Consider the following 24,678-nt stretch of genomic DNA (forward strand, 5'->3'; position numbering starts at 1 on the left):
CGCGTCAGCTCGAGGGCGAGCTGGCCAGGCTCGCCAGGTACCGGTCCAACGTCTCGGCGAAGCGGGTGTCGTCGTTGATGAAGGCGAGCCCCACGCCTCCCTTGTACGGATCGTCCACCACGTGCACCACCAGCGCGTCTCCCTGCAGGCGCTCGCCGTTGGGCAGCTTCACCTGGACCGTCACCACGCTGTCCACAGGCGGCCGGTGCGCCGTCCTCACGAAGAGGCCTCCGTTGGAGATGTTCGTCGCGTGCTCACGCACGAAGTCCAGCTCCGTGCGGAACTCCATCTCCAGCTTCACCGCGAAGCGGCGTCCCCGGCGAAGCGTGTCGAAGGTCTCGTACGCGGGGGTGTCCTGCTTCGGCGGCTCCTCCTTCGAGGGTGCTTCGGAGGTGGCTGGCTCCTGGCTCGGAGCGGGGGCCTGGGCGTTGGTCGCGGTGTCGAAGTACGCGATGCGGACGGAGGCGGGCCCCTGGGGCGGCCCATCTGGAATGGGCTCTCGGACGGCGAGCTGTTGCAGGTGCCCGTGCAGCACGATGGCCGCGGCCTCGAAGTCCTCCAGCTCGTGGAGGTCCGATCCGGTGAGCGCGCGGGCGCGGAACGCATCGCGCTCCGCCTTGGGCAGGCGCCACATCTCCACGAGGATGCCGCCGCTCTCCTCGACCTCCTCCGTCAGGGCCTCCACCGCCGAGCGCGGGTAGCTGGGCACCTCCACCTTCAGCTCCAGCGTGGCTTCTACTTCCCGTAAGGCCACGACGATGCCAGGCGGCTTCGGCGAGGGCAGCAACGCCCCCAGCCCCTCCACCAGATCTCTGACCCGCTCTGCACGGGCCGAGCCATTCCACAACGCCGCGAGACCGAACACTGGCACGTCGACGGAGGATAGCCGAGGCCGCGCTCGGGTGGGTCAATCATCGTTCATTTCCCGCCACTGAACGCTCTGCGAGCAGGCGAGCACGCGAAGGGGGTCTCCGGCGGCGCTCCGTACGGCGCTGGTCATTCCGGGGGGGTGGCACCCGGTACGCGAGGGCAGGTTCCAAGAAACCCACCTGGGCAATAGGGGCGCGCGGCTCCAGCTTCGCGGGCCGTTGTCGCACCCCCTTCCCCGAGGCACATGATGCGTGTCCATTTTCGAGTCCTCTCGGCCGCGCTGCTCGTGGCCGCACTCGTCACGGGTTGTGGTCCAGACAAGTCAGGAACCGATCCCTCGCAATCCGGTGGGGGGGGACAGAGTGAGGACCCCACTAGCGAAGACCCGACTTCGGAGCCCCCGCCTCCTGTGGAAGATCCCTTCGCGGATCCTCCAGGCCCCAGCCACCCCGACAACCGGGCGCTCGACTCTGACTGCGATGGCCTGACGGACGCGGAGGAGTGGGGCAACGTCTATGCGGGAGGCCTGAAGACGGATCCAGGCCGGTGGGACACGGATGGGGATGGTCTCCGCGATGGGCTCGAGGCGGGCCGCACCTCCTCCGTCAACGCGGATCCCGAGTGCAAGCGTCTCTTCCGCGCGGACGCGGAGCCTTCGAGCCGGACGAACCCGGGCACCGCGGACACGGATGGGGACGGGCTGAAGGACGGTGCGGAGGATCGCAACCGCAACGGCAAGGCGGAGCCGGGTGAGACGGATCCCACCAGCCAGGATTCGGATGGAGATGGCCTGCTGGACGGCGAGGAGGACGGCAACAAGAACGGTCAGGTGGACTCCGGCGAGACCGACCCGCGCAAGCGGGACACGGATGGGGATGGCCTCTCGGATTCCGTCGAGCTGAGCACCAGCCACACGGATCCGCTCAACGCGGACACGGATGGGGATTCATGCCGGGATGGTGCCGAGGACCTCAACGGCAACGGTGTGAAGAACCCGGGGGAGACGGATCCTCGGAATGGCTCCGACTGCGGTGCGGGTGGCCTCCCAGATACGGATGGCGATGGCGTGCCGGACTCCGTTGAGGACGTCGACCGCGATGGGGCGAAGGACGGGAACGAGACGGACTGGCGCAACGCGGACACGGACGGAGACGGACTGACGGATGGCGTGGAGGATCGCAATCGCAACGGCGTGGTGGACTCCGGCGAGACCGACCCGCGCGTGAAGGACACGGACTGTGACGGCCTGCTCGACGGCGCGGACCAGGGGGCCTTCAAGGGCGAGGACACGAACGGCAACGGCGTGCGCGACGCAGGAGAGACGAACCCGGCCAACCGTGACACGGACGGTGACGGCCTGCTGGACGGCGTGGAGCGCGGCATCCCCGCGGGCTCGGCGCCCCTCACCACCTGTGGCTATCCCGGTGACGTGGACCCCAGCACGACCACGGACCCCAGCAACGCCGACTCTGACGGCGATGGCATCGCTGATGGTGCCGAGGACTCAAACCAGAACGGCCGCAAGGACTCGGGCGAGTTGGATCCACGCAATGGGGGCGACGGAGCCAGCACCACGCCGGCCGGCCAGGCCTGCGCGGCGCAGAACCTGCGGCAGGTCATCTTCAAGGAAGACAGCGGCGGGGACATTCGCCTGGCGCTCCGGCCTGGCTTCCAGGAGGTGAAGCAGCTCGTCGTGGGCGGCAAGAGCCGAGGCTTCGTGGGTTATGACGACACCCACAAGGTGGCCTTCATCGCTTACAAGCGTGCGCAGGCGGGCACCTCGACGACGGTGGTGGGCGACGAGCTGTTCGTTCGCGGCCAGTTCTCCCCGTCGGTGGCGGCGGGCACCACCCAGACGTTTACCGCCTGGGACGGCCACCCCGCGTTGCAAGCCTTCTACGAGCAGGGGGCGACCACCAACCTGCGGGACTACACCAACGCGGTGGCCAACTCGCTCGTCGGCTCGGGGGCCGGAGTGCTCTCGGGCGGTGCGTCCGTGAGCGGGCCGTACAAGCTTCAGGCGCAGTACGTTCACCGCTCCAACGCGAGCGTGCTGGTGGTGCTGGCCATCACGCCCAAGGCGCGCTTCGTGGAGCCCGGGCTCTTCACCGTGGGGGACACGGCGGGCGGCACGGCGCTGGCCCAGTTCGGTGATGCGGACGCGGTGCAGTGCGAGACCTTCACCGCGGGCAACGGCATGGCGGACTTCCTCTTCGTCGTGGACGACAGCGGCTCCATGCAGACGTCCCAGAGCGCGGTGGCCGACGCCGCCTCGGCCGTGGCCAACCGGCTGGGCAACTCGCAGCTCGACTGGCGCATCTCCATGGTGACCTCGTCCTATACGCAGACAGGCTATGGCCTTCCCAACGCCGGCCTGTTCCGTGGCTTCACTCGGAACATCGACCAGTTCAAGGCGTGGTTGCAGCAGAGCGCGCCGTGCCCCGACCCCAGCCAGTACTGCTATGTGGGCATCGACGGCTCCAGCGAGGAGCGCACCCTGGAGAGCGCGAGGGCGGCGGTGGACTTCATGACCCAGGCGAGCACGCCCGCGGCCAAGAAGTACCGTCCAGGTGCTCGGCTGGTGGTCATCCTCCTCACGGACGTGCGCGACCAGCCGGACACCATTCCGGTCAGCACGTACATCGACTACTTCAAGGGCTCCAACCCCATCGGCCAGCTCATCCAGATGCACGGCATCATCTGCGAGCCGGCCGGCGGCGAGTGCTACCCGAGCGAGCCTGTCCATGACCCTCGGCACCTGGACGTCATCCAGGCCACCGGCGGTGTCGTGGGCAGCATCCGCAGCACCGCGTCCATCCAGAACACCATCAACACCATTGTGGACAGCGTGATTGCCTCCACGGGCTACCGCACGCTCAAGCCGCCCATCGGCGCGTCGGTGCGGGTGGCGATGGAGTCGGTGCAGGACCCCTCGCGTTGCACGGCGAGCGATCTGCCGCGCAGCCGGACGAACGGCTTCGACGTTGACGGTGTCAGCCGGGCGTTGTCCTTCTACGGTGCGTGTCGTCCGGCCGTGGCGGGGACGACGAAGGCCGCCGTCTCCTACCGTTACTGGAGCGATCTCACGCTCAACAAGGATGGCAATCCGCCACCCTGCTCGACGGACACCGGCTACTACGATCCGAGCGACCCGGACTTCTGCAAGGGCAACCTCACGTGCAACCGGCAGACGAACCGGTGTGAGTGCCCGTCGGACTGCGGCGGTGGTGGCTCACCGGGCGAGGTGTGTGACTCCCGCAAGGAGGTGTGCGACTTCACCTGCACGTCGGACTGCGGAGGTACGTGCGGCAGCTTCCAGATGTGCAACACGTCCACGTGCGCTTGCCAGTGTGTGGCGTCCGCCACCTGCGCTCCTGGCTTCAAGTTCGACCCGGCGGCCTGTGCCTGCGTCTGTGACACGGCGGCGCTCGAGTGCGGTCCCACCTACCAGGCCGATGCCAATGCCTGTGCCTGCGTTTGCCGAGACAACTGCGGCTCCTGCCCGGATCACACGGAGTGCAACGTGAGCACCTGCCGCTGTGAGCCGAAGCTGAACTGATCATTCGAGTGGAGCGGCCCCGGCGGGTGGAGCAATGCCCGCCGGGGTCACCACGAGGCTCACGGCTTCATGGCTACGCCGCCATTCATGTACGGCGGGAGGTCGGTCGGCTTGCCCGGGTTGCGCCACTCGGAGACGGTCTGGCCTCGTTGGCCGCGGGGACACCCTAGCCGAATCTTCCGTGAGCCTCAGGGCCCGAGTCCGAGCGCGGCGGGGAGCAAGATGTTCAGCGCGCGCACGGAGGTGCGCCAGTCGTGGCCATGGTCCCGGAAGGCGTAGCGGCGGCCCAGCCCGGTGACGAGGAAGTACAGGGCGGCGACGATGCGCGCCTGCTGGAGTCCTCCCGCATCCACCGGTTCAAAGGGCAGCGTGCGGATGAGCGCGAGGAGTGAGGCCTTCGCGCCCGTGTGGTCTCCGAGCACGAAGACGGGCGTCTTGCGTCCGTCCAGCAGCGGCGTGTCGAAGAGCTGGGCCCACGTCACCTGGAAGGCGCCGAGCACGTGCGCGCGGGGCAGTTGCTGCGCGGTCCTCTCCTGGGGAGAGCTGGAGGGCACCTGGGTGAGCGGGTTGAAGTCGGCGGGAGGCTCGTCGTGGTACGTGGCGATGTCCACCACCACCTTGCCCTCGGTGACGGGCGCGAGCTCGTGCAGCAGCGTGTCGTTGGAGTGGTAGGCGAGGAAGACGATGGAGGCCCGTGAAGCGGCCTCGACATTGCTCATCCCCTGAACGCGATGCGCGCCGAGCTCCGTGGCCAGTTGCTGGGCACGCTCCGGGTCTCGCGACCCCAGGAGCACGGTATGACCCGCGGCGGCGAGCACTCGCGCGAGCCCCCGCCCCATGTTGCCCGTACCCAGGACCGCGACGGCTTGGTGCTCTGTCATGGCCCGGATCCTCCCCTGGCTTGGGCCAGGGGAGAAGTGCCGGAAGGTGTTACTGCACCTGCACCTGGAAGCTGGTGGAGCCCAGCTCGCTGCCATCCGCGCCCACGAGCCGCGCCGTCCAGGCGCCGGTGTCGCCCGCGCGGAAGGTGCGGTAGGCGTGCGTGCGGTACGACGCGCGGGGGACCTTCAGCTCCGTCTTGGAGACTTCCTTGCCGTCCTTGGACCAGACGACCGTCACGGTGCCGGGCTCCACGTCGGTGATTTTGGTGGCGGCGTAGATGCGGGTGTTCGGGGCGACCGTGAAGCTGTCGGACGCGCCGGTGACTTCGTACTTCTCGATGCCGGTACCCACCTTCACGTCGGCCGAGCCGGCGGCGAAGGCAGAGGTGGTGAGCAGCAGGGCGGGCAGCACAGACTTCAGCCAGGAACGCTTGGACATGGTGACTCCTCCGGTGAGGGACACCTACGCTAGTCCATCTCCCTGACGCGGCGCACTGTCACGGGCCTGTGTCTCAGCGCCCTGCGCCAGGAGCTTGCGGTGCGCGGGGATGGCCAGGAACGAGTCCCTCAACTGCTTGTCTTTGAGCCTCTCCGCGTACTCTTGGAGCTGCCGGTGGGCCGTCTCCAGGACCCATTGTGCGCGGGAGTCATTTTGAGCCCGAAGCACCTGGAAGCACGTCAGCCAGATCTGGAACGGATCCTCCACTCCATGGAGGGTGACGCGCCGCAGGTGCGAGAGGAGCTCCTCTGCGTACCCGAGCGCCTCCTGTCGAGCGCCACTTGCCAGTGCGACGGCGGCGAGGCCCGCGACGGACTCCATCTCCAGGTGCGGCATCCGCACCTCCACACGGATTCTCCGCGCCTGCTGGTAGGCCTCCCGGGCTTCGGGGAAGCGCTGCAGGGCGGTCAGCGCGTGGCCCCTGCTCATCCACGCATAACCCTGGTAGCGGGCGCTGCCGATCTCCTGGCTGATGCGCAGGCCCTGATCCGCGAGCTCGAGCGCGGCGGGGGCGTCCCCCAGGTGGTAGTGGACGAGCGCCAGGTTGCAGATGTCCATGCACTCCCAGAACCGGTAACCGATGAACCGGCTGAATTGGAGGGTCTGCTCGAGAGCCGCCCTGGCTCCAGCGAAGTCACCCAGGCCCTTGCGCACGTAGCCCAGGTGCCGGAGGGCCGAGAACTCCAACCAGCGGTCTCCGATCGTCCGGCAGAAGGGGAGCACTCGCTGGATATAGGCGTGGCTTCCCTCCAGGTCCGCGGTCTCATAGAGAACCGCGCTCAGGTTGAGCAGGCTCTCCACCTCCAGCTGGGCGAGTCGTGCCGATTCGGCGAGCACCAGGCTCCGCTCGAGGTGGTTGCGGGCGCTCGCGAAGTCACCCTGATGGTGCCGCAGGATCCGTGCCCACCGCAGGTGGCCGAGCGCCTCGCTGGCGATGTCTCCCACCTCCTGGGCCAGCAGGATGGCCCTGCGTACCGCCTCCTCTCCCACCGCGAACTCACCGACCTCCCAGGCGTAGAGGGCGCGGCGCAGGGCCGCATCGATCTGCCGCCGCTCGTCGCCCAACTTCCTGGCCAGTGACTCCATCGTCTCGAGATCCAGCCGCTGCGCCTGCCGCTCGCCCTGGACTGCGTGGATCCTCTCGCGGGCCGCGACGAGGGCATAGCGCTCGGGGAGGTCCGTTTCGGGCGTCAGCGTCAGGGCCCGCTCCAGGAACGAGTGCGCCTCCGCGTTGGCGAACAGGGACAGGGCCTCCTCTCCCGCGCGTCGCAGGTAGACGGCCGCCCGGACTCCCTGCCCAGATGCCTCCAGGTGGTCGGCGATCAGCCCGAGGTGCTCCCGGGAGCGCTCGCCTCCGCGCGCGAGCAGCCACTCCGCCACGCGTCCATGGAAGGCACGCCGCTCGCGCTTGAGCACGGTGTCGTAGGCCACCTCGCGGACGATGGCGTGCTTGAAGATGTACTCGCGCGTGCCGGCGAAGGCGGGGGTGGACTGCTCGAAGATGAGCTCCCGATCCTGGAGCACGGCCAGGGCCTCGTGGAGCTTGACGGGGGGGTCCTCGTCCCGCCCCATCCTCGCGAGCGCCTCGTCCCAGAAGATGCGTCCCACCACCGAGGCCCGCTGGAGGATCTCCCGCTCGTGGACGGGAAGGCTGTCCAGCCGGGCCTGGAGGACGCCGCTCAACGTCGAGGGCACCCGGAGCGAGGTCAACCGGCGCGGCTCGACGTGCCAGCGCTCGCCGTCCGCGAGGATGACGCCCTCCTCGAGCAGCATCTGGATGAGCTCCTCGAGGTAGAACGGATTGCCCTCGGCGCGGGAGACCACGAGCTCGTGGAGGGCGGAGGGAATGGCCTCCACCTTGCGCAGCAGCTCCGCCACGAGTCGGTGACTGTCCTCCTGGGAGAGTGGCCGGAGTTCGAGCCTCTCGTGGGAGGGGTCGAGGTCCCATTCCGGCCGCCGTTCGAAGAACTCCGGCCGAGCGGTGCTCACCACGAGGAGCCGCTCTGGTGCCAGCGTCTGCAGCAGGCGCTCCAGGAGATCGAGCGCGCTGTCATCGGCCCAGTGGACGTCCTCCAGGAAGAGGACCATGGGCTCGCGGCTCAGCAGGGCGCGGAAGTACTCGCCGAGCGAGGCGAGGCCTCGGGCGCGCAGACTCTGCTCGTCCGTTGACGAGCCCTTCAAGTGGGGGCTGTCGCTGAAATCGAAGCCGATGAGGGAGCCGGCGAGGTGGGCATGCAGGCGGCTCGGGTCCTCGGGGCCGAGCGCCTCGAGGAAGCTCTCCTCCAACCGGGCGCGCACCACGCGGGGCCCATCGCTCTCCTGCACCTGGAGGTGGAAGGAGAACAAATCCCTGAGCAGGGCGTTGGGATGCCTGCGCATCTCCGGGCTGGCGCGGCCTCGCAGACACCGGGGCGGTGAGGGCAGCGACTCGAGCCAGGTCTCGAACTCTCCGAGCAGCCGCGACTTGCCGATGCCCGCCTCGCCGGTGAGGGTGATGCGCTGGCAACCGCCTCCGGAGAGCGTCGTGGACAGGGCGGTGCGCAGGTGATGCAGCTCCTCCTCGCGCCCCACGAGCCGGGCCCAGATGCCCTCCAGGCCTCGTCCCTGCCGGTGGAAGGCGCGTGGCCGGGCCGCCATCACCCGGTACACGTGGAGCGGCTCCTGCTTGCCCTTGAGCTTGAGGGGAGCGAGAGGCTCGACCTCGAAGGCCCCGCTCACCTGGCGGTAGGTGCCGTGCGAGATGAGGATGCCGCCCTCGGGTGCGGCCTGCTCCAGGCGGCTGGCCGTGTTGACGGTGTCGCCCATCACCGTGAGCTCACCGAGCGTCCCCACCACGCCCAGGAGGGCGGGACCCGTGTGGACGCCAATGCGCATGCGCAGGTTCTTGGAGGACACGGCTTGGAAGGCGGCGAGCTGGGCCTGGATGTCCAGGGCGGCGTGGAGGGCCTGCTCCGCGTCATCCTCGCGCGCGCCGTCCGCGCCCCAGAGCGCCATCACGGCATCGCCGATGTGTTTGTCGATGCGCCCCCCGTGCCGGACGATGGCCGCGTCCACGCGCTCCCAGAGCTGGTTCATCAGCTCGCTGACGTCCTCGGGGTCCATCCGCTCGCTCAGGGCGGTGAAGCCGCACAGGTCACCGAAGAGCACCGTGACGTGCCGGCGCTCGAGGGGAACGCGGGAGGCCAGGGCCGCGAGCCGTGCGCGCAAGGCCGCCAGCGCGGCCTCGGTGGCCTCGTGGCCCAGCGCGGGACGCTGGGCCTCCAGCAGGGCCATGGCCTGCTCCAGCAGGTCCCTTTCGTTCCTCATCGTCCTCTCGGCGTCGTCCGTGGTTCTGCTTGTCCCACATGACGGGGCGCTTGACACACCACGTTAGGTGGGACGCTCGGTTGGCTTCAACCCACGGGGAGTGTGAGAGGGTGCGATAAACCTCAGCGCCCCGGTTTCAGGCCCGCGGGGGCCGAGTCCGTGCGGAAGACGGGGTAGAGGTTGAGGCGCGTGTCGTGAGCGGGGTGGCGCTCGGCGAAGAAGCGCAGGCGAGCGCGCGGGTTGGAGGCGAACTCCTTGTCCTTCAGCTTCTCCTCCCACGCGGCCTTCACGGAGGGGTCCTTCGCCAGCAGCTCACGCGCGAAGGGCTCCACCAGGTAGTCCTCGACGTACTCCTTCTGCTCGAAGTGGTTGTTGAAGAAGCCCCAGGCGAGCAGCGAGTCCGGTCCGAGCGGCTCGAACAGGTGAGCGAGCAGGTGAGCGCCCTTCTGTGCGGCCGGTACGTAGAGCGTCCCCGTGGGCAGCGGCTGCTTCTCCTTCTTCCACTCGCCCTTCACGGAGAGGAGTTGGTGGCCCTCGACGGAGTTGGGGCGCGGCTTGGCCTCGGTGGCGCGGAACACCTCCACGTCGGCCGTGGGCACCGCCTTGCCGAGCCGCTGGAAACGCAGACCGTGCGCGGTGAGCTTCTCCGCCACCCAGGCCGCGTGCGCCGGAGGCACCAGGTAGCCACCGGCGGGCAGCGTGGCGGTGATGACGGGCCGGAGCTCGTCGTAATAGGGAATGGTCCACACCTGCGGCTTCGTGTCGTCGTAGCGAATCCAGGGCTGCTGGGTGAGCTCGGAGGGCTTGCGCTCGTAGGCGTAGCCGCGGAAGGCGATGGGATGGTTCTTCTCCGTGTTGTCCCAGAGCAGCACCACCTCGCGAGCCTTGCCGGACTCGGCCTCGGCGTCCGCCGCCTTCCGGGCCGCTTCCAGCGCCGCACCATCCCGGCCGACGAGCCGCAGCAGGCCCTCGAGCACGTGGCGCGTGGTGGCCACTCGGTGCGCGTAGGGCTTCCACGAGTGCGTCTCCACGAGGACACCGTAGCGCCGGTTCACCGCCCAGTACGGGTGGCTGAAGCGCGGAGGCGCCATGCTGTAGCTCACACCCGAGGTGGGGTCATCGTTCTCCCGGAAGGACGGGTAGAAGGGGAGGGGCAGGTGGCCCTTGGACTCCAGCTCGGTGAAGAGCTCCTCGCGCAGCTTCGTGCCCAGGGCCTGCATCGCCTCCGGGCCGATCTTCTGCGGGTCCATCTGCACGCTCACGTCGTGCTCGAACTTGGCGCCGTCCGTGACGTGCAGGTCCACGTAGAAGAGCGGATCCCACGCGTGCAGCAGCTTGAGCAGCGCCACCATCTCCGGGGCGTCCGCCTTCACGTAGTCGCGGTTGAGGTTGTAGTTCTGCCCGGTGACGCGCCAGCCCATCTCCTCGGGGCCCACCTGGTTGGGACGGTTGTTGGGGCCGAAGCGCTCGTGGCCGTCCACGTTGAAGACAGGCACGAAGACAGCCGTCACCTGCTTCAGCACGCCGGGCAGCGCCTTGCCGTCGAGCAGGTCTCGCAGCAGCCAGAAGCCGGCGTCCTTGCCATCGATTTCACCGGCATGGATGCCCCCCTGGAAGAAGACGACGGGGCGGTTCTTCTTCGCGGCCGTGGCGGGAGTGAGGGTTCCATCCGCGCTGGCCACGAGCACGAGCATGGGGCGGCCCTCGGGCGTGGTGCCGAAGGTCTCGCAGCGCACCTTTCCGGGGTAGCGCTTGGGGAAGGCGGTGCACAGGGACTCCACCTCCGCGTAACGGCCGGTGCGGACCCAGCCGCTCTGCTCAGAGACGGTGGTGAGGGGAGCCTGTTGAAGTGTCAGGGAGAGGAGTACGGGCAGGAGCATGGCACCTGCCTACTGAGCACACCGCCCGCCCCCGCTCAACCCCGATGAGGCACGGCGTGACGGACGGTGAGGCTCTCGCCGACGGCGAGCACGTCTCCGTTACACACTTTCAGGGCGTACCTGCGCGGTCTCCCGTACCGGCGTTTCGCTCTGGCTCCTGGGTGGTAACGGGCAAGGGGTAGAGCGCGCGGTGGTTGATGAGGCGGTGGTAGATGGCGACGTGGTACTTGCCCGCGACCAGGACGGACGCATTTCTTGGCGGCTCGGGCTGATTCTGGAGCCATGCGTCCGCCTCCTCGCGAGTGCTGAACGAATCCACCGGGGTCGTGGTGCCGCTGCGCGCGAGGTCCGCGAGGTAGTAGTCGATGACAGGGAGCTTGATGAGGCTGCGGATGTCCGACTCCCTGCGATGAGCGACGAGGTGGTATTCATCCGCGATCAGCACGTGGGCCCCGTGAGGTGGCTCGGGGTGTTTCTTGAGCCAGACGTCCGCTTCCTCGCGGGTCTTGAACGAAGCCACCGCGTAGGGTGGGTCCTGCTTGCCAAGCTGGAGATAGTCTTCAAACGAATGGATTCTGCCGGTCTCCGATATGTACATGAGCGCCGCGGCAGCGATCCTGAAGAGGTCCTTCTCCTCGGGAGATTGCGTGTTGTTGAGGGTCCGGCCAAGAAGGCCCTGGACGTCATGGAGAAGCTTGTCGATGTTCATGCTCACGCGTTACGGACAGTGAGGCTTTCTCCGACGGCGAGCACGTGGAGCGGCTCGCGGGGGAGTGCGCGGCGGTTCCACTCAGCATCCAGTCGCAGGGGCGGCTCGTCCAGAGGCTCGTCGGTGAGTTTGAAGGTGCCCCAGTGCATGGCGAGGAAGCGCCTTGCCCCGAGGTCCTCGTAGGCCTGCACCGCCTGCTCGGGGTTCATGTGCTGCTTCTTCATGAACCACTCCGGGTCATAGGCACCAATGGGCAGCATGGCCGCGTCCATCCCGGGGAAGCGCCGGCCAATCTCCTTGAATCCCTCGAAGTACGCGGTGTCTCCCGAGTGGTAGACGCGTGCGCTGGAGCCCTCCACCACGAAGCCGCCCCAGAGCGTCTCGTTGACGTCCTTGAGGCCGCGGCGGCTCCAATGCTGGGCGGGGACGAAGTGCACCGTCACCGCCCCCACCTTCGTGGAGCCCCACCAGTCCAGCTCGGAAATGGGCAGTGCGCCACGAGGGAAGTAGCGCGCCATGCCCAGCCCAGTGATGACGGGCGCGCCCACCTGGCGCACGGTAGGCATGTCCAGGTGGTCGAAGTGGTTGTGGGACACCAGCGTCGCGGTGATGGGCGGCAGCTTCTCCATCGTCACGCCCGGCTCCACGTTGCGGCGGATGAAGCCGGTGATGGTGTCGCGCAGCACCGGGTCGATGAGCAGCGATACACCGTCGAGCTGCACCAGCCAACTCGCGTGGCCCAACCAAGTGAGGCGCGCGCCTTCGCCGGGAGCAGGCGGGGTCGCCAGCGCGGCGAGGTCCGGCTCCACGCGGCGCACGGGGGCGTTGTCCGGGCTCTTGCGGCGCTTGCCGGCCAGCTTGTCCCCCACGGCCCACTTGAAGACAGTGGAGAAGGGCTGCGGGCCGCTGCCATCCAGGTTTTTGAAGCGCAACGGCATGAGTCTCTCCCTCGGGCCCGGGCGAAAGGGTGGGCCCTGGCCCTGTCATGTTCCGTAGCCCCTCCTGGATGCAAGGGGCATGTAGGAACGCGTTTACTCACACAGGGTACGGGACGTCTGTCCGAATTCTTTCCAATGCTCAGCAGATGAGAGGCCCGACCCGTGCATCGGCGCGCGGGGATGAAAAGAAATTCCCAGCAAGGGAAGGGGAAGGGAACAGGTGGAGAAGCCATGCGGCTCGGTCGCTTGCTGGTAGTGGTGGTGTGGGGTGTGGCGCTGGTCCAGGCGGGGTGTGTCGGGTGTGGGGACCTGCCCGTCACGTACAGCCTGCCGGGCACCTCCGTGGGCACATGCTCCGACGGGCTGAGCAACGGAGACGAGACGGACGTGGACTGTGGCGGGAGTTGCCGGCCGTGCGGCACTGACTCCCACGAGGACACCTGTCAGAGCGACGCTCAGTGTCCGGGAGGCGTGTGCCGCGATGGCACCTGTCAGTCCGCGCCGGCCTGCGTGAGCGACGCCGACTGCGATGCCTCAACCCCCGCTTGCATCGAGGGTGTGTGCTCACGGTGCACGGAGAGCGCGCAGTGCGCGGGTGGTTTCGAGTGCCGTGAGGGCGGCTGCAGGGAGGACCGCTTCGCGCCCCGGGTGCAGATGGCCTTCCTGCCGGGGAGCGCGGTGCTGCGCGTGCGCTTCTCCGAGCCCATGCAGCAGGACGACTCCGCCACCGGCGTGCTCAATCCCGACAACTATTGCGTGGAGCTGACGGACGAGACGCCCGACGAGTGCTCGCCCTCGGATGCCTTCTGGCTGGGCAGCGTCCTCACCGCCGTGGACCCGAACACCGTCGACATCCAGCTTCCCTTCGCTCCGGGAGGCGGCCGGTACACCGTGCATGTGTCGCAGGTGGTGGATCGCGTGAACAACGCGCTGGGCTCGCCGCGCCACGCGGACTTCGAGGTGGGAGGCCCCTTACGTCTCCTGGGTGCCACCACCCAGGGGCAGAACCGCGTTCTGCTCACCTTCTCGCAGCCGTTGCTGCCAGGCCCCGATATCGAGGGGAGCGCCGGCTGCGCCTCCCGTGCCACGTGTGCCTCGCGCTACCAGCTCTCCGGTGTCAGCGCGCTGGGGGACGTGCTCTCCGCCGAGGTGCTTCCCGCACCGCGCGACAACGAGGTGCTCCTCCGCCATGAGGCCTTCCAGCGAGGAGGCCAGTACACCGTCGTCGCCTCCATCGGAGTGGACGGGCGCCTGGGCGCGTCGCCGCTGGATCGTGCGACCTTCACTGGGTTCGGCTCGCTCGTGAGCCGCTTCCAGGACGGGCCAGTGCAGGTGGACCCGTTCGCCGATGGAGTCGCCTCCACCTCCGTCGTCTCGTATCGCGGGCGGCTGTACCTGGGCACCAACGCCTATGGCACGCGTGCGGTGGGCATGGACCTGGATGGCATTCGGCCTGATGACCTGGACTTCCGCTTCCGCAAGGACACCCAGAAGCTCGCTGGCTCGAGCAGCTCTAACTCCGCCGGCTCGCTCTTCCCGTCCATCGGCTTCGCGGGCTGCCAGGGCAACACATTCCAGTGCGGTCCGGACAACGAGGATGGCCGCGCGCTCTTCGCCTCCGGCTCCCTTGATGGCACCGAGTGGTTGATGGTTGGCGGCACCCGGAGCGGAGGTGGGCTCGACTACGTGTACCTGTCCCGTGACGACGATGCGACGCTGGACATGAAGTACGTGGACCTGAGCCAGGCGCTGGATGGGACGTCGGTCCGGAGCTTCTCCGCCATGGGTTTCCTCGAAGGCCGCGCGTACCTGGGCATGCCCTCCCGTGACGGGTCGCGCCGCCCCGAGCTCCTTGCGCTCCTGCGTGCTCCAGCGGTGGATGCCAGGGGCCTGGAGGCCCGGGGCAACGGCATCAAGGGTGGGGCGTGCAAGCCGTCGGCTCATGACGTGTGCAACCTGTCCGCGCACCGGATGCCGGGCATCGGCGCGGCGGGCTCTCCCGCCAACCTGGCTCGCACGGTGGGCATCGACTTCGTCGGCGAGTTCAACGGCAGGCTCTATCTGGGCAATAACGGAGGCCTCGTCCGTGCCACCGTCACGCAGCCGCTCGACTACGAGAGCGCGCCCGAGCACTGGGTATCCATCACCCCGAGTGCGCCCGAGTACCTCGCCAAGGAGTCCGTCACCACCGACAAGACCGTGGACCTGGAGCCGTTCGATCGGGCGTGGTCACGGATGGTCGTCTTCAAGGGGCACGTGTACCTGGGCCGCAACACCACTGAGGGCCCGCAGCTGTGGCGGTGCGAGCCCGCCCGGGTCTCCGGTCCTGCGCCCGCCACCGCCGAGGCCTGCGACGCGGGAGACTGGGTGCTCGTCGCCGCTAACGGCCAGGGGGATACGCAGCTCAGCCAGTTCGACAACCCGAACAACACCCGGCTGACGCTGCTGACCGTCAACCGCGGCCACCTGTATGTGGGCTTCGACAACGCGGTGGAGGGCGTGGTCGTGTACCGCTCGGCGGTGGCGCCTGCTCACCGCTCGGACTTCACGGGCCAGGATGGGTGCTCGGCGGCCATGGCGGGCTGCGCGGGCCTCGGGGGCAATGGCTTCGGCCAGCCCTCGCTCCACACGCGGTTCGGGGACGCTGCCTCCGTGGACTCGGGGGACCACGGCGTCCTCTATGTCCCGGTGAGTGGGGGCCCGGGGACGCCCGTGCGCCTCTACCGGCAGCGGGACTGAGGCCGTTCGCACCCGCACCGGCCAGGGGAACGGCCCATTTTCTTTCCCTGGCTGTTTTCTTCGCGAGTCCCTCCGGCTGGGTTGAATATCCGGCCATGAGCGTGCGGCATTTCGACATCGTGGTGATTGGCTCGGGTCCGGGTGGCGAGGGGGCCGCCATGAAGGCCGCCAAGTCCGGCAAGCGGGTATGTATGGTGGAGCAGCGCCCGCTGGTGGGCGGCGCCTGTACCCATACCGCCACCATTCCCTCCAAGGCGCTCCGTCACGCCGTGCAGCGCCTGGTGGACGTGCAGAGTGATCATCCCGAGCTGCGTGTCGAGCTGTCCAAGAGCTGGAAGTTCAAGGACATGATGCGGACGGCCACGTCCGTGGTGTCGCGCCAGGTGCAGCTGCGCACCACCTTCTACGAGCGCAACCGGGTGGAGCTGGTGGTGGGCCGGGCGCGCTTCCTGGATGCCAACACACTCGAGGTCAGCGAGCCGCGAGGCGCCAGCGAGCAGCTGTCCGCCAAGGCCATCGTGCTGGCCACGGGCTCGCGCCCCTACCGTCCACCCAACCTGGACTTCCAGCACCCGCGCATCTTCGACTCGGACACCATCCTCACGCTGCGCGAGACGCCGCAGACGATGATCATCTACGGCGCGGGCGTCATCGGCTGCGAATACGCGTCCATGTTCCGCATGCTCGGCGTGAAGGTGGACCTGGTGAACACGCGCGAGCGGCTCCTGTCCTTCCTGGACGATGAGATTTCCGACGCGCTCTCCTACCACCTGCGGGAGCAGGGCATGCTCATCCGCCACAACGAGCAGGTGGAGCGGGTGGAGGCTCGTGAGGATTGCGTGGTGCTGGCCCTCAAGAGCGGCAAGCGGTTGAAGGCGGACATCTTCCTGTGGGCCAACGGGCGTACGGGCAACACGCAGGACATGGGGCTCGAGGCGTTGGGCATCCAGTTGGACTCGCGCGGCAACGTGCAGGTGAACGACGCGTACCAGACGGTGGTGCCCCACATCTACGCGGTGGGAGATGTGGTGGGCATTCCCTCGCTGGCCAGCGCCTCGTATGACCAGGGCCGCTTCGCCGCCACGCACATCGTCGAGGGGCGGCTGGAGCACAAGCTGGTGAAGGACATCCCCACCGGCATCTACACCAGCCCGGAGATCAGCAGCCTGGGCCGTACCGAGCAGGAGCTGACGCGCGAGGGAGTGCCTTACGAAGTGGGTCACGCCTTCTTCAAGAGCCTGGCGCGCGCGCAGATTACGGGCCGCACGGTGGGGATGCTCAAGCTGCTCTTCCACCGGGAGACGCGGGAGCTTCTCGGCATCCACTGCTTCGGGGACAACGCCTCGGAAATCATCCACATCGGCCAGGCCATCATGGCGCAGGAGGGGCCGGGCAACTCCATCGACTACTTCGTCAACACCACCTTCAATTACCCCACCATGGCCGAGGCGTACCGCGTGGCCGCGCTCAACGGCCTCAACCGGCTGTTCTGAGAGGGGGTTGAATCCCCACAGGCCTTGGGTAGTAGACGAGTAGTGGGCACGCGTGGGGCGTGCCTGGTGAGCCCGAGGCACGAAATGCAGGACGTGGAGGGAGTGGGGGAGTTGAACCCGGCGGTTGTGGAGTCGCTGGTTGGGAACCACCGGCGCTTCTTGAGCTTCCTCGAGCGACGGGTGGGCAACCGGGCCCTCGCCGAGGAGCTCCTCCAATCCGCCTATGTGCGGACCCTGGAAAAGGGCGGAGAGCTCCAGGAGGGAGAGGGGGCCGTCGCCTGGTTCTACCGCCTGCTACGCAACGCGCTCGTGGACCACTACCGCCGGCAGGGCGCCGAGGGCCGGGCCCTGGAGCGCGAGGCCCGCGAGGTCTCCGAGGTGGGGCCGGATCCGGAGCTGACGCAGACGGTCTGCGCGTGCATCCACGAGCTGCTACCCGCGCTCAAGCCCGAGTACGCCGAGATGGTGCGGCAGGTGGACCTGGAGGGTCGCAGTGTCCCCGAGGTGGCCCAGGAGGCGGGCATCACCACGAACAATGCTGGGGTGCGGCTCCACCGGGCGCGACAGGCGCTCAAGAAGCAGCTGGAGCGGAGCTGCGGCACGTGTGCGTCGCATGGGTGCCTGGACTGCACTTGTGGCAAGCCGGGCGGGGGCTGCAAGACGCCCGCTTGATGGGGCCTGGTGCAAGGGCCGCACTGTGTCCAACTCAGGCGATACTCTGCGGCTCGCTCGTGAACAGCGCATGGAAGAGCGTGGTGTCTGGTGGTTCCTTCCAGTCCACGATCAACGGAATCCGGGTCTGGGCTAGCTCATGGGGAAGTGCGCGCACCTCGAAGGTGGCTTCGAGCTTCCTGGCAATGACTTCCGCGGGTCGGCGCATTTCAGGCGGAAGTGAGTCCAGGAACACCTTGTGGCCGATGCGTTTGTCGCCGCTGTATTCGTACTGCACGCCATAGACGGTGTAGACGGGCGCCAGGATGCTGACACAGCCGACGACGACCTGGCGATTTCCAGGTGCATATGCGGAACAACGGAAGCTGGTGTTGGCCGTCGCGGTACCATCTCCGATGGTGAAGTCAGGGAGTTCCTTTTCGAGCTCATCCAGGAACGCCCACCACTGGTCGAGCTTCTTCAGCTTCTGCTCCCACAGCTCGCAGAGCCGGATGTGCTCGGGGGCGCTCTCGGGTTTGTTTTCGTACTCCCTGTCCGAGCGGAAGTAGTTCCGCGCGAGGGTGAGCAATTGCTCCGCTGAAAGTGGCATGGGCTCACGGACTGGCTGTCGAGGTTCGTCCAGGGGACGTGGATCATGAGTGGTCATGTGCGCACCTCCCCGAGCCACCTGCGACGACCAGTAACCAGCTTGGAATTAAACGGTAGGGCGATGCGGATGGATAGCCCACTCGCTTGCCGCTGTTGGCTCCATGACCGGTGCCTCTCGTGCCTTCCTGCTCCGAGGCGCGAATGAGGGCGTTTTATTGGCTCTACACGCGCTGCTGCTCCACGCCTGCATGTTCATCGGGCAAGCCGGATGGGTTCTTTCTGGATGCCCGCTTGACGGGCAGGCGGTCCCGGTTACCTCCTGGGCCGAACCGAGGCGTGCGGCGTGACCACTGTAAGGGTCTGGCGATCGCTCCGTTAGCCCAGGCGAAAGGAGCAGTTCCCTCATGGCCCACGAGCACACCCACTCGCATGACTCCCATGCCGCCCACTCGCACGGCGCTCCTCCCAGCGCGGAGGGCAAGGTGTTGGATCCGGTCTGCGGCATGACGGTCGACCCGGCGACCGCCAAGGGCGGCAGCCATGTCCACAAGGGCGCGACCTACCATTTCTGCAACCCGAAGTGCCGCGAGCGCTTCGCCGCCGAGCCCGAGAAGTACCTCCCCAAGGACCCGGTCTGCGGGATGTCGGTGAACCCGAACGCGCCCAAGGGCGGCACCCACGTCCACGAGGGGAAGACGTACTTCTTCTGCAACCCGAAGTGCCGCGAGCGCTTCGCCGCCGAGCCCCAGAAGTACCTGGAGGCGAAGTCCGAGCCGGAGCCCGTCGAGGCCCCTCCGGGCACGATGTGGATCTGCCCGATGGATCCCGAGGTCCGTCAGGACCACCCGGGCGCCTGCCCCAAGTGCGGCATGGCGCTGGAGCCCGAGCAGCCGGTGATGATGACGGCCCGCACCGAGTGGGTGTGCCCCATGCACCCAGAGATTGTGCGGAACGAGCCGGGGGCGTGCCCCATCTGTGGCATGGCGCTGGAGCCGCGCACCGTACTACCCGAGGAGCAGCCGGACCCCGAGCTGCTGAGCATGACGCGGCGGTTCTGGGTGGGCGTCGTCCTCTCGCTGCCGCTGTTCCTCCTCGGCATGTCGGACCTGATTCCGGGCCAGCCGGTGCAGCGCGCTGTCGATCCGCGGCTGCTGGCGTGGGTGCAGCTCGTGCTGGCGACGCCGGTGGTGCTCTGGGGCGGCTGGCCTTTCTTCGAGCGCGGCTGGGCCTCGGTGAAGAACCGGCACCTCAACATGTTCACCCTCATCGCCATGGGCACGGGCGCGGCGTACCTCTTCAGCGTCTTCGCCACGGTGGCGCCGGGGCTGCTGCCGCATGCCTTCACCGGCCACGGCGGCGCGGCGCCCGTCTACTACGAGGCGGCGGCGGTCATCGTCACGCTGGTGCTGCTGGGGCAGGTGTTGGAGCTCCGCGCGCGGCGTGCCACCTCGGGGGCCCTGCGCGCGCTGCTCAGCCTCGCTCCAGCCGTGGCCCGGCGCATCCGCGAGGATGGCCGTGAGGAGGACGTCTCGCTCGAGCAGGTGAAGGTCGGTGACTCGCTGCGCGTGCGCCCTGGCGAGAAGGTGCCGGTGGATGGCGTGGTGTTGGAAGGCGAGAGCGCGGTGGACGAGTCCATGGTGACGGGCGAGTCCATCCCGGTGGAGAAGGTGCCCGGCGCCCGCGTCACCGGTGGCACCGTCAACGGTACGGGCAGCCTGGTGATGAAGGCCGAGCGGGTGGGGCGGGACACGCTGCTCGCGCGCATTGTCCAGCGGGTGGGTGAGGCCCAGCGCTCTCGTGCGCCCATCCAGAAGCTGGCGGACAAGGTGGCCGCGATCTTCGTGCCCGCGGTCATCGCGGTGTCGGTGGTGACGTTCCTCGTCTGGGCCTTCGTCGGCCCCGAGCCCCGACTGGCGCACGCGCTGGTGAACGCGGTGGCGGTTCTCATCATCGCCTGCCCGTGCGCGCTGGGTCTGGCCACGCCCATGTCCGTGGTGGCGGGCATGGGCAAGGGCGCCGGGGTGGGCCTCCTCATTCGGGACGCCACGGCACTGGAGCTGCTGGAGAAGGTGGACACGCTGGTGGTGGACAAGACGGGCACGCTCACCGAGGGCAAGCCGAAGCTGGTGTCGGTGGTGGCCGCGGAGGGCGTGGACGAGGCGCGGCTGCTGCACCTGGCGGCCAGCCTGGAGCGGGGCAGCGAGCACCCGCTGGCTGCTGCGGTGGTGGCGGGCGCCGAGGAGAGAGGAGCGGTGCTGACCGCGGTGCAGGGCTTCCGCTCGGTGACGGGCAAGGGCGTGACGGGGCGCGTGGATGGCGCGGAGGTCGCGCTGGGCAACGTGGCACTGCTGGAGTCGCTGGGGGTGGACGCGGGGGCGCTGCGGCCTCGTTCGGAGGCGCTGCGGCGCGACGGGCAGACGGTGATGTACGTGGTGGTGGATGGGAAGCCGGCGGGGCTGCTCGGGGTCGCGGATCCGGTGAAGGCGACCACTTCCGAGGCCCTGGCCACGCTGCACCGCGAGGGCGTGCGCGTGGTGATGCTCACGGGAGACAGCCGCACCACGGCCGAGGCAGTGGCGCGTCAGCTGGGCATCGACGAGGTCGTGGCGGAGGTGCTGCCCGAGGGCAAGGGCGACGTGGTGAAGCGGTTGCAGGCCGAGGGCCGCACGGTGGCGATGGCGGGGGACGGCGTGAACGACGCACCAGCGCTGGCGCAGGCGGACGTGGGCATCGCGATGGGGACGGGCACGGACATCGCGATGGAGAGTGCGGCGGTGACGCTGGTGAAGGGAGATCTGCGGGGCATCGCCCGGGCGCGGAGGCTGAGCCGGGGGACGCTGCGCAACATCCGGCAGAACCTCTTCTTCGCCTTCGTCTACAACACGCTGGGGGTGCCCATCGCCGCGGGGGTGCTGTACCCCTTCTTCGGGTTGCTGCTGAGCCCGATGCTCGCGGCCGCGGCGATGAGTCTCTCGTCGGTGTCGGTCATCAGCAACGCGCTGCGGCTGCGCAAGCTGGACCTGTAACCGTATGGAGGGCCGCCCGTTCTCTCCGCGAGCAGCGGAGCACCCCGGTCCCTCCCATCGCGAGGGAACAGACACCAGTCTTCCACCGGGAGGTGGAAGATGCGCACGCTCATCTTGTCCGCGGGCCTGCTCCTGGCCCTTTCGGCTCGGGCCCAGACGCAGGATCCTGGACAGGAGCATCAGACCCACGGTGGGCACGAGGCACCTGGAGAGCCCTCGGCTCACGGCGAGCACGAGGCACCTGGAGAGCCCTCGGCTCACGGCGAGCACGAGGCCCATGGGCAGCACGAGGCCCACGGCGAGCACCGCGCCGGTCACATGGGCCATGCGAGCGGGGAGTCCCAGGAGGTGCGCTCGCTGCGAGACATCCCCCTGATGCGGCGGGGTTCGGGCACCTCGTGGCAGCCGGATCTCATCCCTCCGTCGATGCTGCATTGGGACGTGGCGGGGTGGGGTCTCATGTTCCAGGGTCTGCTCTTCGGCGGCTACGACGTGCAGGGCGGGCCGCGGGGAGACAGCGCGTTCACCGGAGTCGGCTGGCTGATGCTCATGGTGGACCGGGAGCTGCCTCGAGGGCAGCTTGTCGGCAGCATCATGATGAGCCCCGAGCCCTTCACGGCCGGCGCGAACGGCGGCTATCCGTTGCTGCTCCAGACGGGAGAGACCTACCAGGACGAGCCCCTGCGCGACCGGCAGCACCCGCATGATCTCTTCATGGAGCTGGCGGTCTCGTACTCGCACTACTTCTCGGACACCTGGGGGCTGCTGCTCTACGCAGCGCCCGCGGGCGAGCCGGCGTTGGGGCCCGTGGCCTTTCCGCACCGGGCCTCGGCCTGGTACGACCCGCTGGCGGCGCTGGGTCACCACTGGCAGGACGCCACGCACATCTCCTTCGGCGTGCTGACCGCGGGCCTGCTCACGCCGACGGCGAAGCTGGAGTTCTCCTGGTTCAACGGCCGCGAGCCCGATGAGAACCGCTACAACCTGGACCTGCGCGCGCCGGACTCGTTCTCCGTGCGGCTGTCAGCCAACCCCACGGCTCGGGTGAGCGCGCAGGTGTCCTACGGCTTCCTGCGGAGCCCCGAGTTGCTCGAGCCGGAGGTGTCGCTGCACCGGCTCACCGCCTCGGCCACGTACCACGCGCCTTTCGGCAGCAGGGGCTTCTGGGCGACCACGGCCGTCTACGGCCGCAACGTGGAGGGCGAGGAGGCGCCCACGGATTCCTTCCTCCTGGAGAGCAGCCTGGACCTGGACGGACACCACGTCGTCTTCGGTCGCACTGAGTACGTCCGGAAGGCGGGGCATGACCTGGTGCTCCCCGAGGCGCTGGAGCACACCGTGTTCGACGTGGGCAACCTGGTGCTGGGCTACGTCTACAACTTCGGCCCCTTCGGACCCCTGAGGCCAGGAGTGGGCGTACGGGGCTCGCTGAACGTGGTACCGGAGGGACTCGAGCCCTTCTACGGCAGCCGCACCCCGGTGGGCGGCATGGTGTACGTCCGCCTGGCGCCGGCCGGGAGCCACCCCATGAGCCGATAGGCCACCCCTGAGCACCAGGAAGCGTGCACTCCCCGGGCGTCTCATTAGACTGGGGGCATGCTTTCTTCTCGTGAGGAATCCCGCGGGTCGGGCGCGCCGTCAGGACTCGTCTCGGTGGTCCGGCTCCCCCAGAGCTGGTTCATCCTCTGCTCCTCGCGCGAGCTGAGCAACAAGCCGCTTGCTCGCACGCTCCAGGGCCAGCCGCTCGTCCTCTTTCGCAACGAGGCCGGCAAACCCGCCGCGCTGGTGGACCGCTGCCCCCACCGCAACGTGCCGCTGTCCATGGGGCGCGTGGTGGCTGGCCAGCTCCAGTGCGGCTACCACGGCTGGCGCTTCGACGGCTCGGGCCAGTGCCGCGCCATCCCCGGCCTCATCGGAGAGCCCGGTGCGAAGTCCCGCTGTGCCTCCTGGCATGCCACGCGCGAGCAGGACGGCTTCGTCTGGGTGTACTCCACTCCCGGCGTCGAGCCCACGAACGAGCCCTACCGCTTCCCCCTGCTGGACGCCCATGGCTACAGCACCGTGCGCCGCACCCTGCGCGCGAACGGCTCGCTCCACTCCACGCTGGAGAACACGCTCGACGTGCCCCACACGGCCTTCCTCCACGGGGGCCTGTTCCGCACCGAGAAGAAGCGCAACGAAATCGAGGTGGTGGTGCGCCGGGGCGCGGACCGCGTGGAGGCCGAGTACATCGGCGAGCCTCGGCCAGAGGGGCTCGTGGGTAAGCTGCTGGCTCCGGGCGGTGGCGTGGTGCAGCACTTCGACCGCTTCCTGCTGCCGTCCATCGCCCAGGTGGAGTACCGCATCGGCGACGACAGCCACCTCCTCGTCACCTCGGCGATGACGCCCGTGGATGACTGGGACACGCTGGTGTACGCGGTTGTCACCTTCCGCATGCCCCTGCCGCACTGGCTGGTGAAGCCGTTCCTCACTCCGGTGGCGCTGCACATCTTCCAGCAGGACGCACGCATCCTCGCGCGCCAGACGGAGACCATCCGCCGCTTTGGCTCGGAGACGTACGCGTCCACCGAGGTGGACGTGCTCGGCCCGCTCATCCTCCGCCTGTTGCGCCAGGCCGAGCGCGAGAAGGTGGCGACCTCTGTGGAGGTACAGGAGACGCGGCTGAAGATGCAGGTGTGAACGGAGCGCCTGCGAGGCAGCGGACATTCCGGTGCCTTCGGGGCTCACTCACTTTCCACCAGTGCACACTGGGCCCAGGTAAGGCATGGCCGGATGTCAGGGGGGATTGTCACCCTTCCGTCATGCCTTCCGTGCTGACCAACGAAAAGCTCGTTTTCGCACAGTCCGTGGACGCCCTCTTCGTGCGAGCCCTGGGGCCGCACCTCACCCGCGAGGGACGGCGCCGGCTGAAGGACGTGGGGCTGGACCTGAGCGAGCCGTTGCGGCCCGCCTACGCGCTCGAGCAGTGGAAGGCCTTCCTGCGCGTGGCCGCGAGCGACGTCTTCCCGGCGTCCTCGCCACCGGAGGCGTGGTTCAGCCTGGGCGAGCGTTACCTGCAGGGCTTCCGGCAGACGGCGCAGGGGCGCGCGAGCATGTCGCTCGTGACGCGGCTGGGCCCTCGGCACACGCTGGAGCGGGTGCCGCACAACGTGCGCGCGGGCAACAACTTCAACGAGGTGCGGGTCGAGGAGCTGGGCACCCACGCGGCCACGCTGTGGATGAAGGACGTGATCGCCGACAACCCCTTCTTCGCGTGTGGCTTCCTCTCCGAGACGCTGCGCGCGGCTGGGGCCGGTGACATCTCCGTGCACCCGGTGGCCTTTGACGGTACGGCCGCCACCTTCCGGCTCACCTGGACGCACGCCGCCACCCGGCCGGCTGCCGTGGCGCTGACGCGGCGCTGAGGCTCGGGACCCCGGGTTTTTCGCGGGGGTGCTCAGCACAGGGGTACACCCAGTAAAATCCGTGCTGTTGCAACATTTTCCAGTTTATTTGAAAACAATTACGCTCCCTGTAGC

The 24,678-nt window shown here is 68.4% G+C and carries 16 protein-coding genes; 8 read left to right on the plus strand and 8 right to left on the minus strand.

Annotated features, from left to right (window positions below; genetic code table 11):
- Positions 1-4: 4 nt before the first annotated feature.
- On the minus strand, positions 5-865 hold the full coding sequence (locus tag F0U60_RS08115; RefSeq protein WP_395816179.1) for a TIGR02266 family protein: 861 nt from the start codon (positions 863-865) through the stop codon (positions 5-7).
- Positions 866-1,117: 252 nt separating this feature from the next.
- Between F0U60_RS08115 and cglD the strand changes: the two genes are divergently transcribed.
- Positions 1,118-4,429: an adventurous gliding motility lipoprotein CglD gene (gene cglD, locus F0U60_RS08120; RefSeq protein WP_395825130.1), complete on the plus strand. Its 3,312-nt coding sequence runs from the start codon at positions 1,118-1,120 to the stop codon at positions 4,427-4,429.
- 188 nt (positions 4,430-4,617) lie between these two features.
- On the opposite strand, the gene F0U60_RS08125 is transcribed toward cglD, so the two are convergent.
- From F0U60_RS08125 to F0U60_RS08150, 6 genes are all read right to left on the minus strand, one after another.
- Positions 4,618-5,310 carry an NADPH-dependent F420 reductase gene (locus tag F0U60_RS08125; protein WP_395816182.1) on the minus strand — a complete coding sequence of 231 codons (693 nt, stop codon included), beginning with the start codon at positions 5,308-5,310 and terminating at the stop codon, positions 4,618-4,620.
- Between the two features lie 49 nt (positions 5,311-5,359).
- Positions 5,360-5,749, minus strand: a complete 390-nt coding sequence (locus tag F0U60_RS08130; protein ID WP_395816185.1) for a DUF2914 domain-containing protein — start codon at positions 5,747-5,749, stop codon at positions 5,360-5,362.
- A 24-nt stretch (positions 5,750-5,773) separates the two neighbouring features.
- Positions 5,774-9,115, minus strand: a complete 3,342-nt coding sequence (locus F0U60_RS08135) for an ATP-binding protein (protein ID WP_395816188.1) — start codon at positions 9,113-9,115, stop codon at positions 5,774-5,776.
- Between the two features lie 122 nt (positions 9,116-9,237).
- On the minus strand, positions 9,238-10,995 hold the full coding sequence (locus F0U60_RS08140; protein WP_395816191.1) for a M14 family metallopeptidase: 1,758 nt from the start codon (positions 10,993-10,995) through the stop codon (positions 9,238-9,240).
- Positions 10,996-11,104: 109 nt separating this feature from the next.
- Positions 11,105-11,704, minus strand: coding sequence for a head protein (locus F0U60_RS08145; protein ID WP_395816193.1), 600 nt, complete (start codon positions 11,702-11,704; stop codon positions 11,105-11,107).
- Positions 11,705-11,706: 2 nt separating this feature from the next.
- Positions 11,707-12,642 (minus strand): MBL fold metallo-hydrolase, encoded by a 936-nt coding sequence (locus tag F0U60_RS08150; protein WP_395816196.1) that lies wholly within the window; start codon positions 12,640-12,642, stop codon positions 11,707-11,709.
- Between the two features lie 231 nt (positions 12,643-12,873).
- On the opposite strand from F0U60_RS08150, the gene F0U60_RS08155 reads away from it, so the two are divergent.
- From F0U60_RS08155 to F0U60_RS08165, 3 genes are all read left to right on the plus strand, one after another.
- Complete coding sequence (locus tag F0U60_RS08155; RefSeq protein WP_395816198.1) at positions 12,874-15,381, plus strand: hypothetical protein; 2,508 nt, start codon at positions 12,874-12,876, stop codon at positions 15,379-15,381.
- A 95-nt stretch (positions 15,382-15,476) separates the two neighbouring features.
- A complete protein-coding gene (gene sthA / locus F0U60_RS08160) occupies positions 15,477-16,874 on the plus strand; it encodes a Si-specific NAD(P)(+) transhydrogenase (RefSeq protein WP_395816201.1) in 1,398 nt (465 codons plus the stop codon).
- An 84-nt stretch (positions 16,875-16,958) separates the two neighbouring features.
- A complete protein-coding gene (locus tag F0U60_RS08165; RefSeq protein ID WP_395816203.1) occupies positions 16,959-17,546 on the plus strand; it encodes an RNA polymerase sigma factor in 588 nt (195 codons plus the stop codon).
- Positions 17,547-17,580: 34 nt separating this feature from the next.
- Here the strand turns inward: F0U60_RS08165 and F0U60_RS08170 are convergent, their stop codons facing one another.
- A complete protein-coding gene (locus F0U60_RS08170) occupies positions 17,581-18,135 on the minus strand; it encodes a hypothetical protein (RefSeq protein ID WP_395816207.1) in 555 nt (184 codons plus the stop codon).
- Between the two features lie 403 nt (positions 18,136-18,538).
- Between F0U60_RS08170 and F0U60_RS08175 the strand changes: the two genes are divergently transcribed.
- The 4 genes from F0U60_RS08175 (at position 18,539) to F0U60_RS08190 (ending at position 24,564) form a co-directional block, all read left to right on the plus strand.
- Positions 18,539-21,160: a heavy metal translocating P-type ATPase gene (locus tag F0U60_RS08175; protein WP_395816209.1), complete on the plus strand. Its 2,622-nt coding sequence runs from the start codon at positions 18,539-18,541 to the stop codon at positions 21,158-21,160.
- A gap of 99 nt (positions 21,161-21,259) precedes the next feature.
- Positions 21,260-22,699 carry a hypothetical protein gene (locus F0U60_RS08180; RefSeq protein WP_395816212.1) on the plus strand — a complete coding sequence of 480 codons (1,440 nt, stop codon included), beginning with the start codon at positions 21,260-21,262 and terminating at the stop codon, positions 22,697-22,699.
- A gap of 57 nt (positions 22,700-22,756) precedes the next feature.
- Positions 22,757-23,839 (plus strand): Rieske 2Fe-2S domain-containing protein, encoded by a 1,083-nt coding sequence (locus F0U60_RS08185; protein ID WP_395816215.1) that lies wholly within the window; start codon positions 22,757-22,759, stop codon positions 23,837-23,839.
- 122 nt (positions 23,840-23,961) lie between these two features.
- Positions 23,962-24,564 (plus strand): DUF2378 family protein, encoded by a 603-nt coding sequence (locus F0U60_RS08190; protein WP_395816217.1) that lies wholly within the window; start codon positions 23,962-23,964, stop codon positions 24,562-24,564.
- The last annotated feature ends 114 nt before the right edge of the window (positions 24,565-24,678 follow it).

The organism is Archangium minus (genome assembly GCF_044360475.1).
GTDB lineage: Bacteria > Myxococcota > Myxococcia > Myxococcales > Myxococcaceae > Archangium > Archangium minus.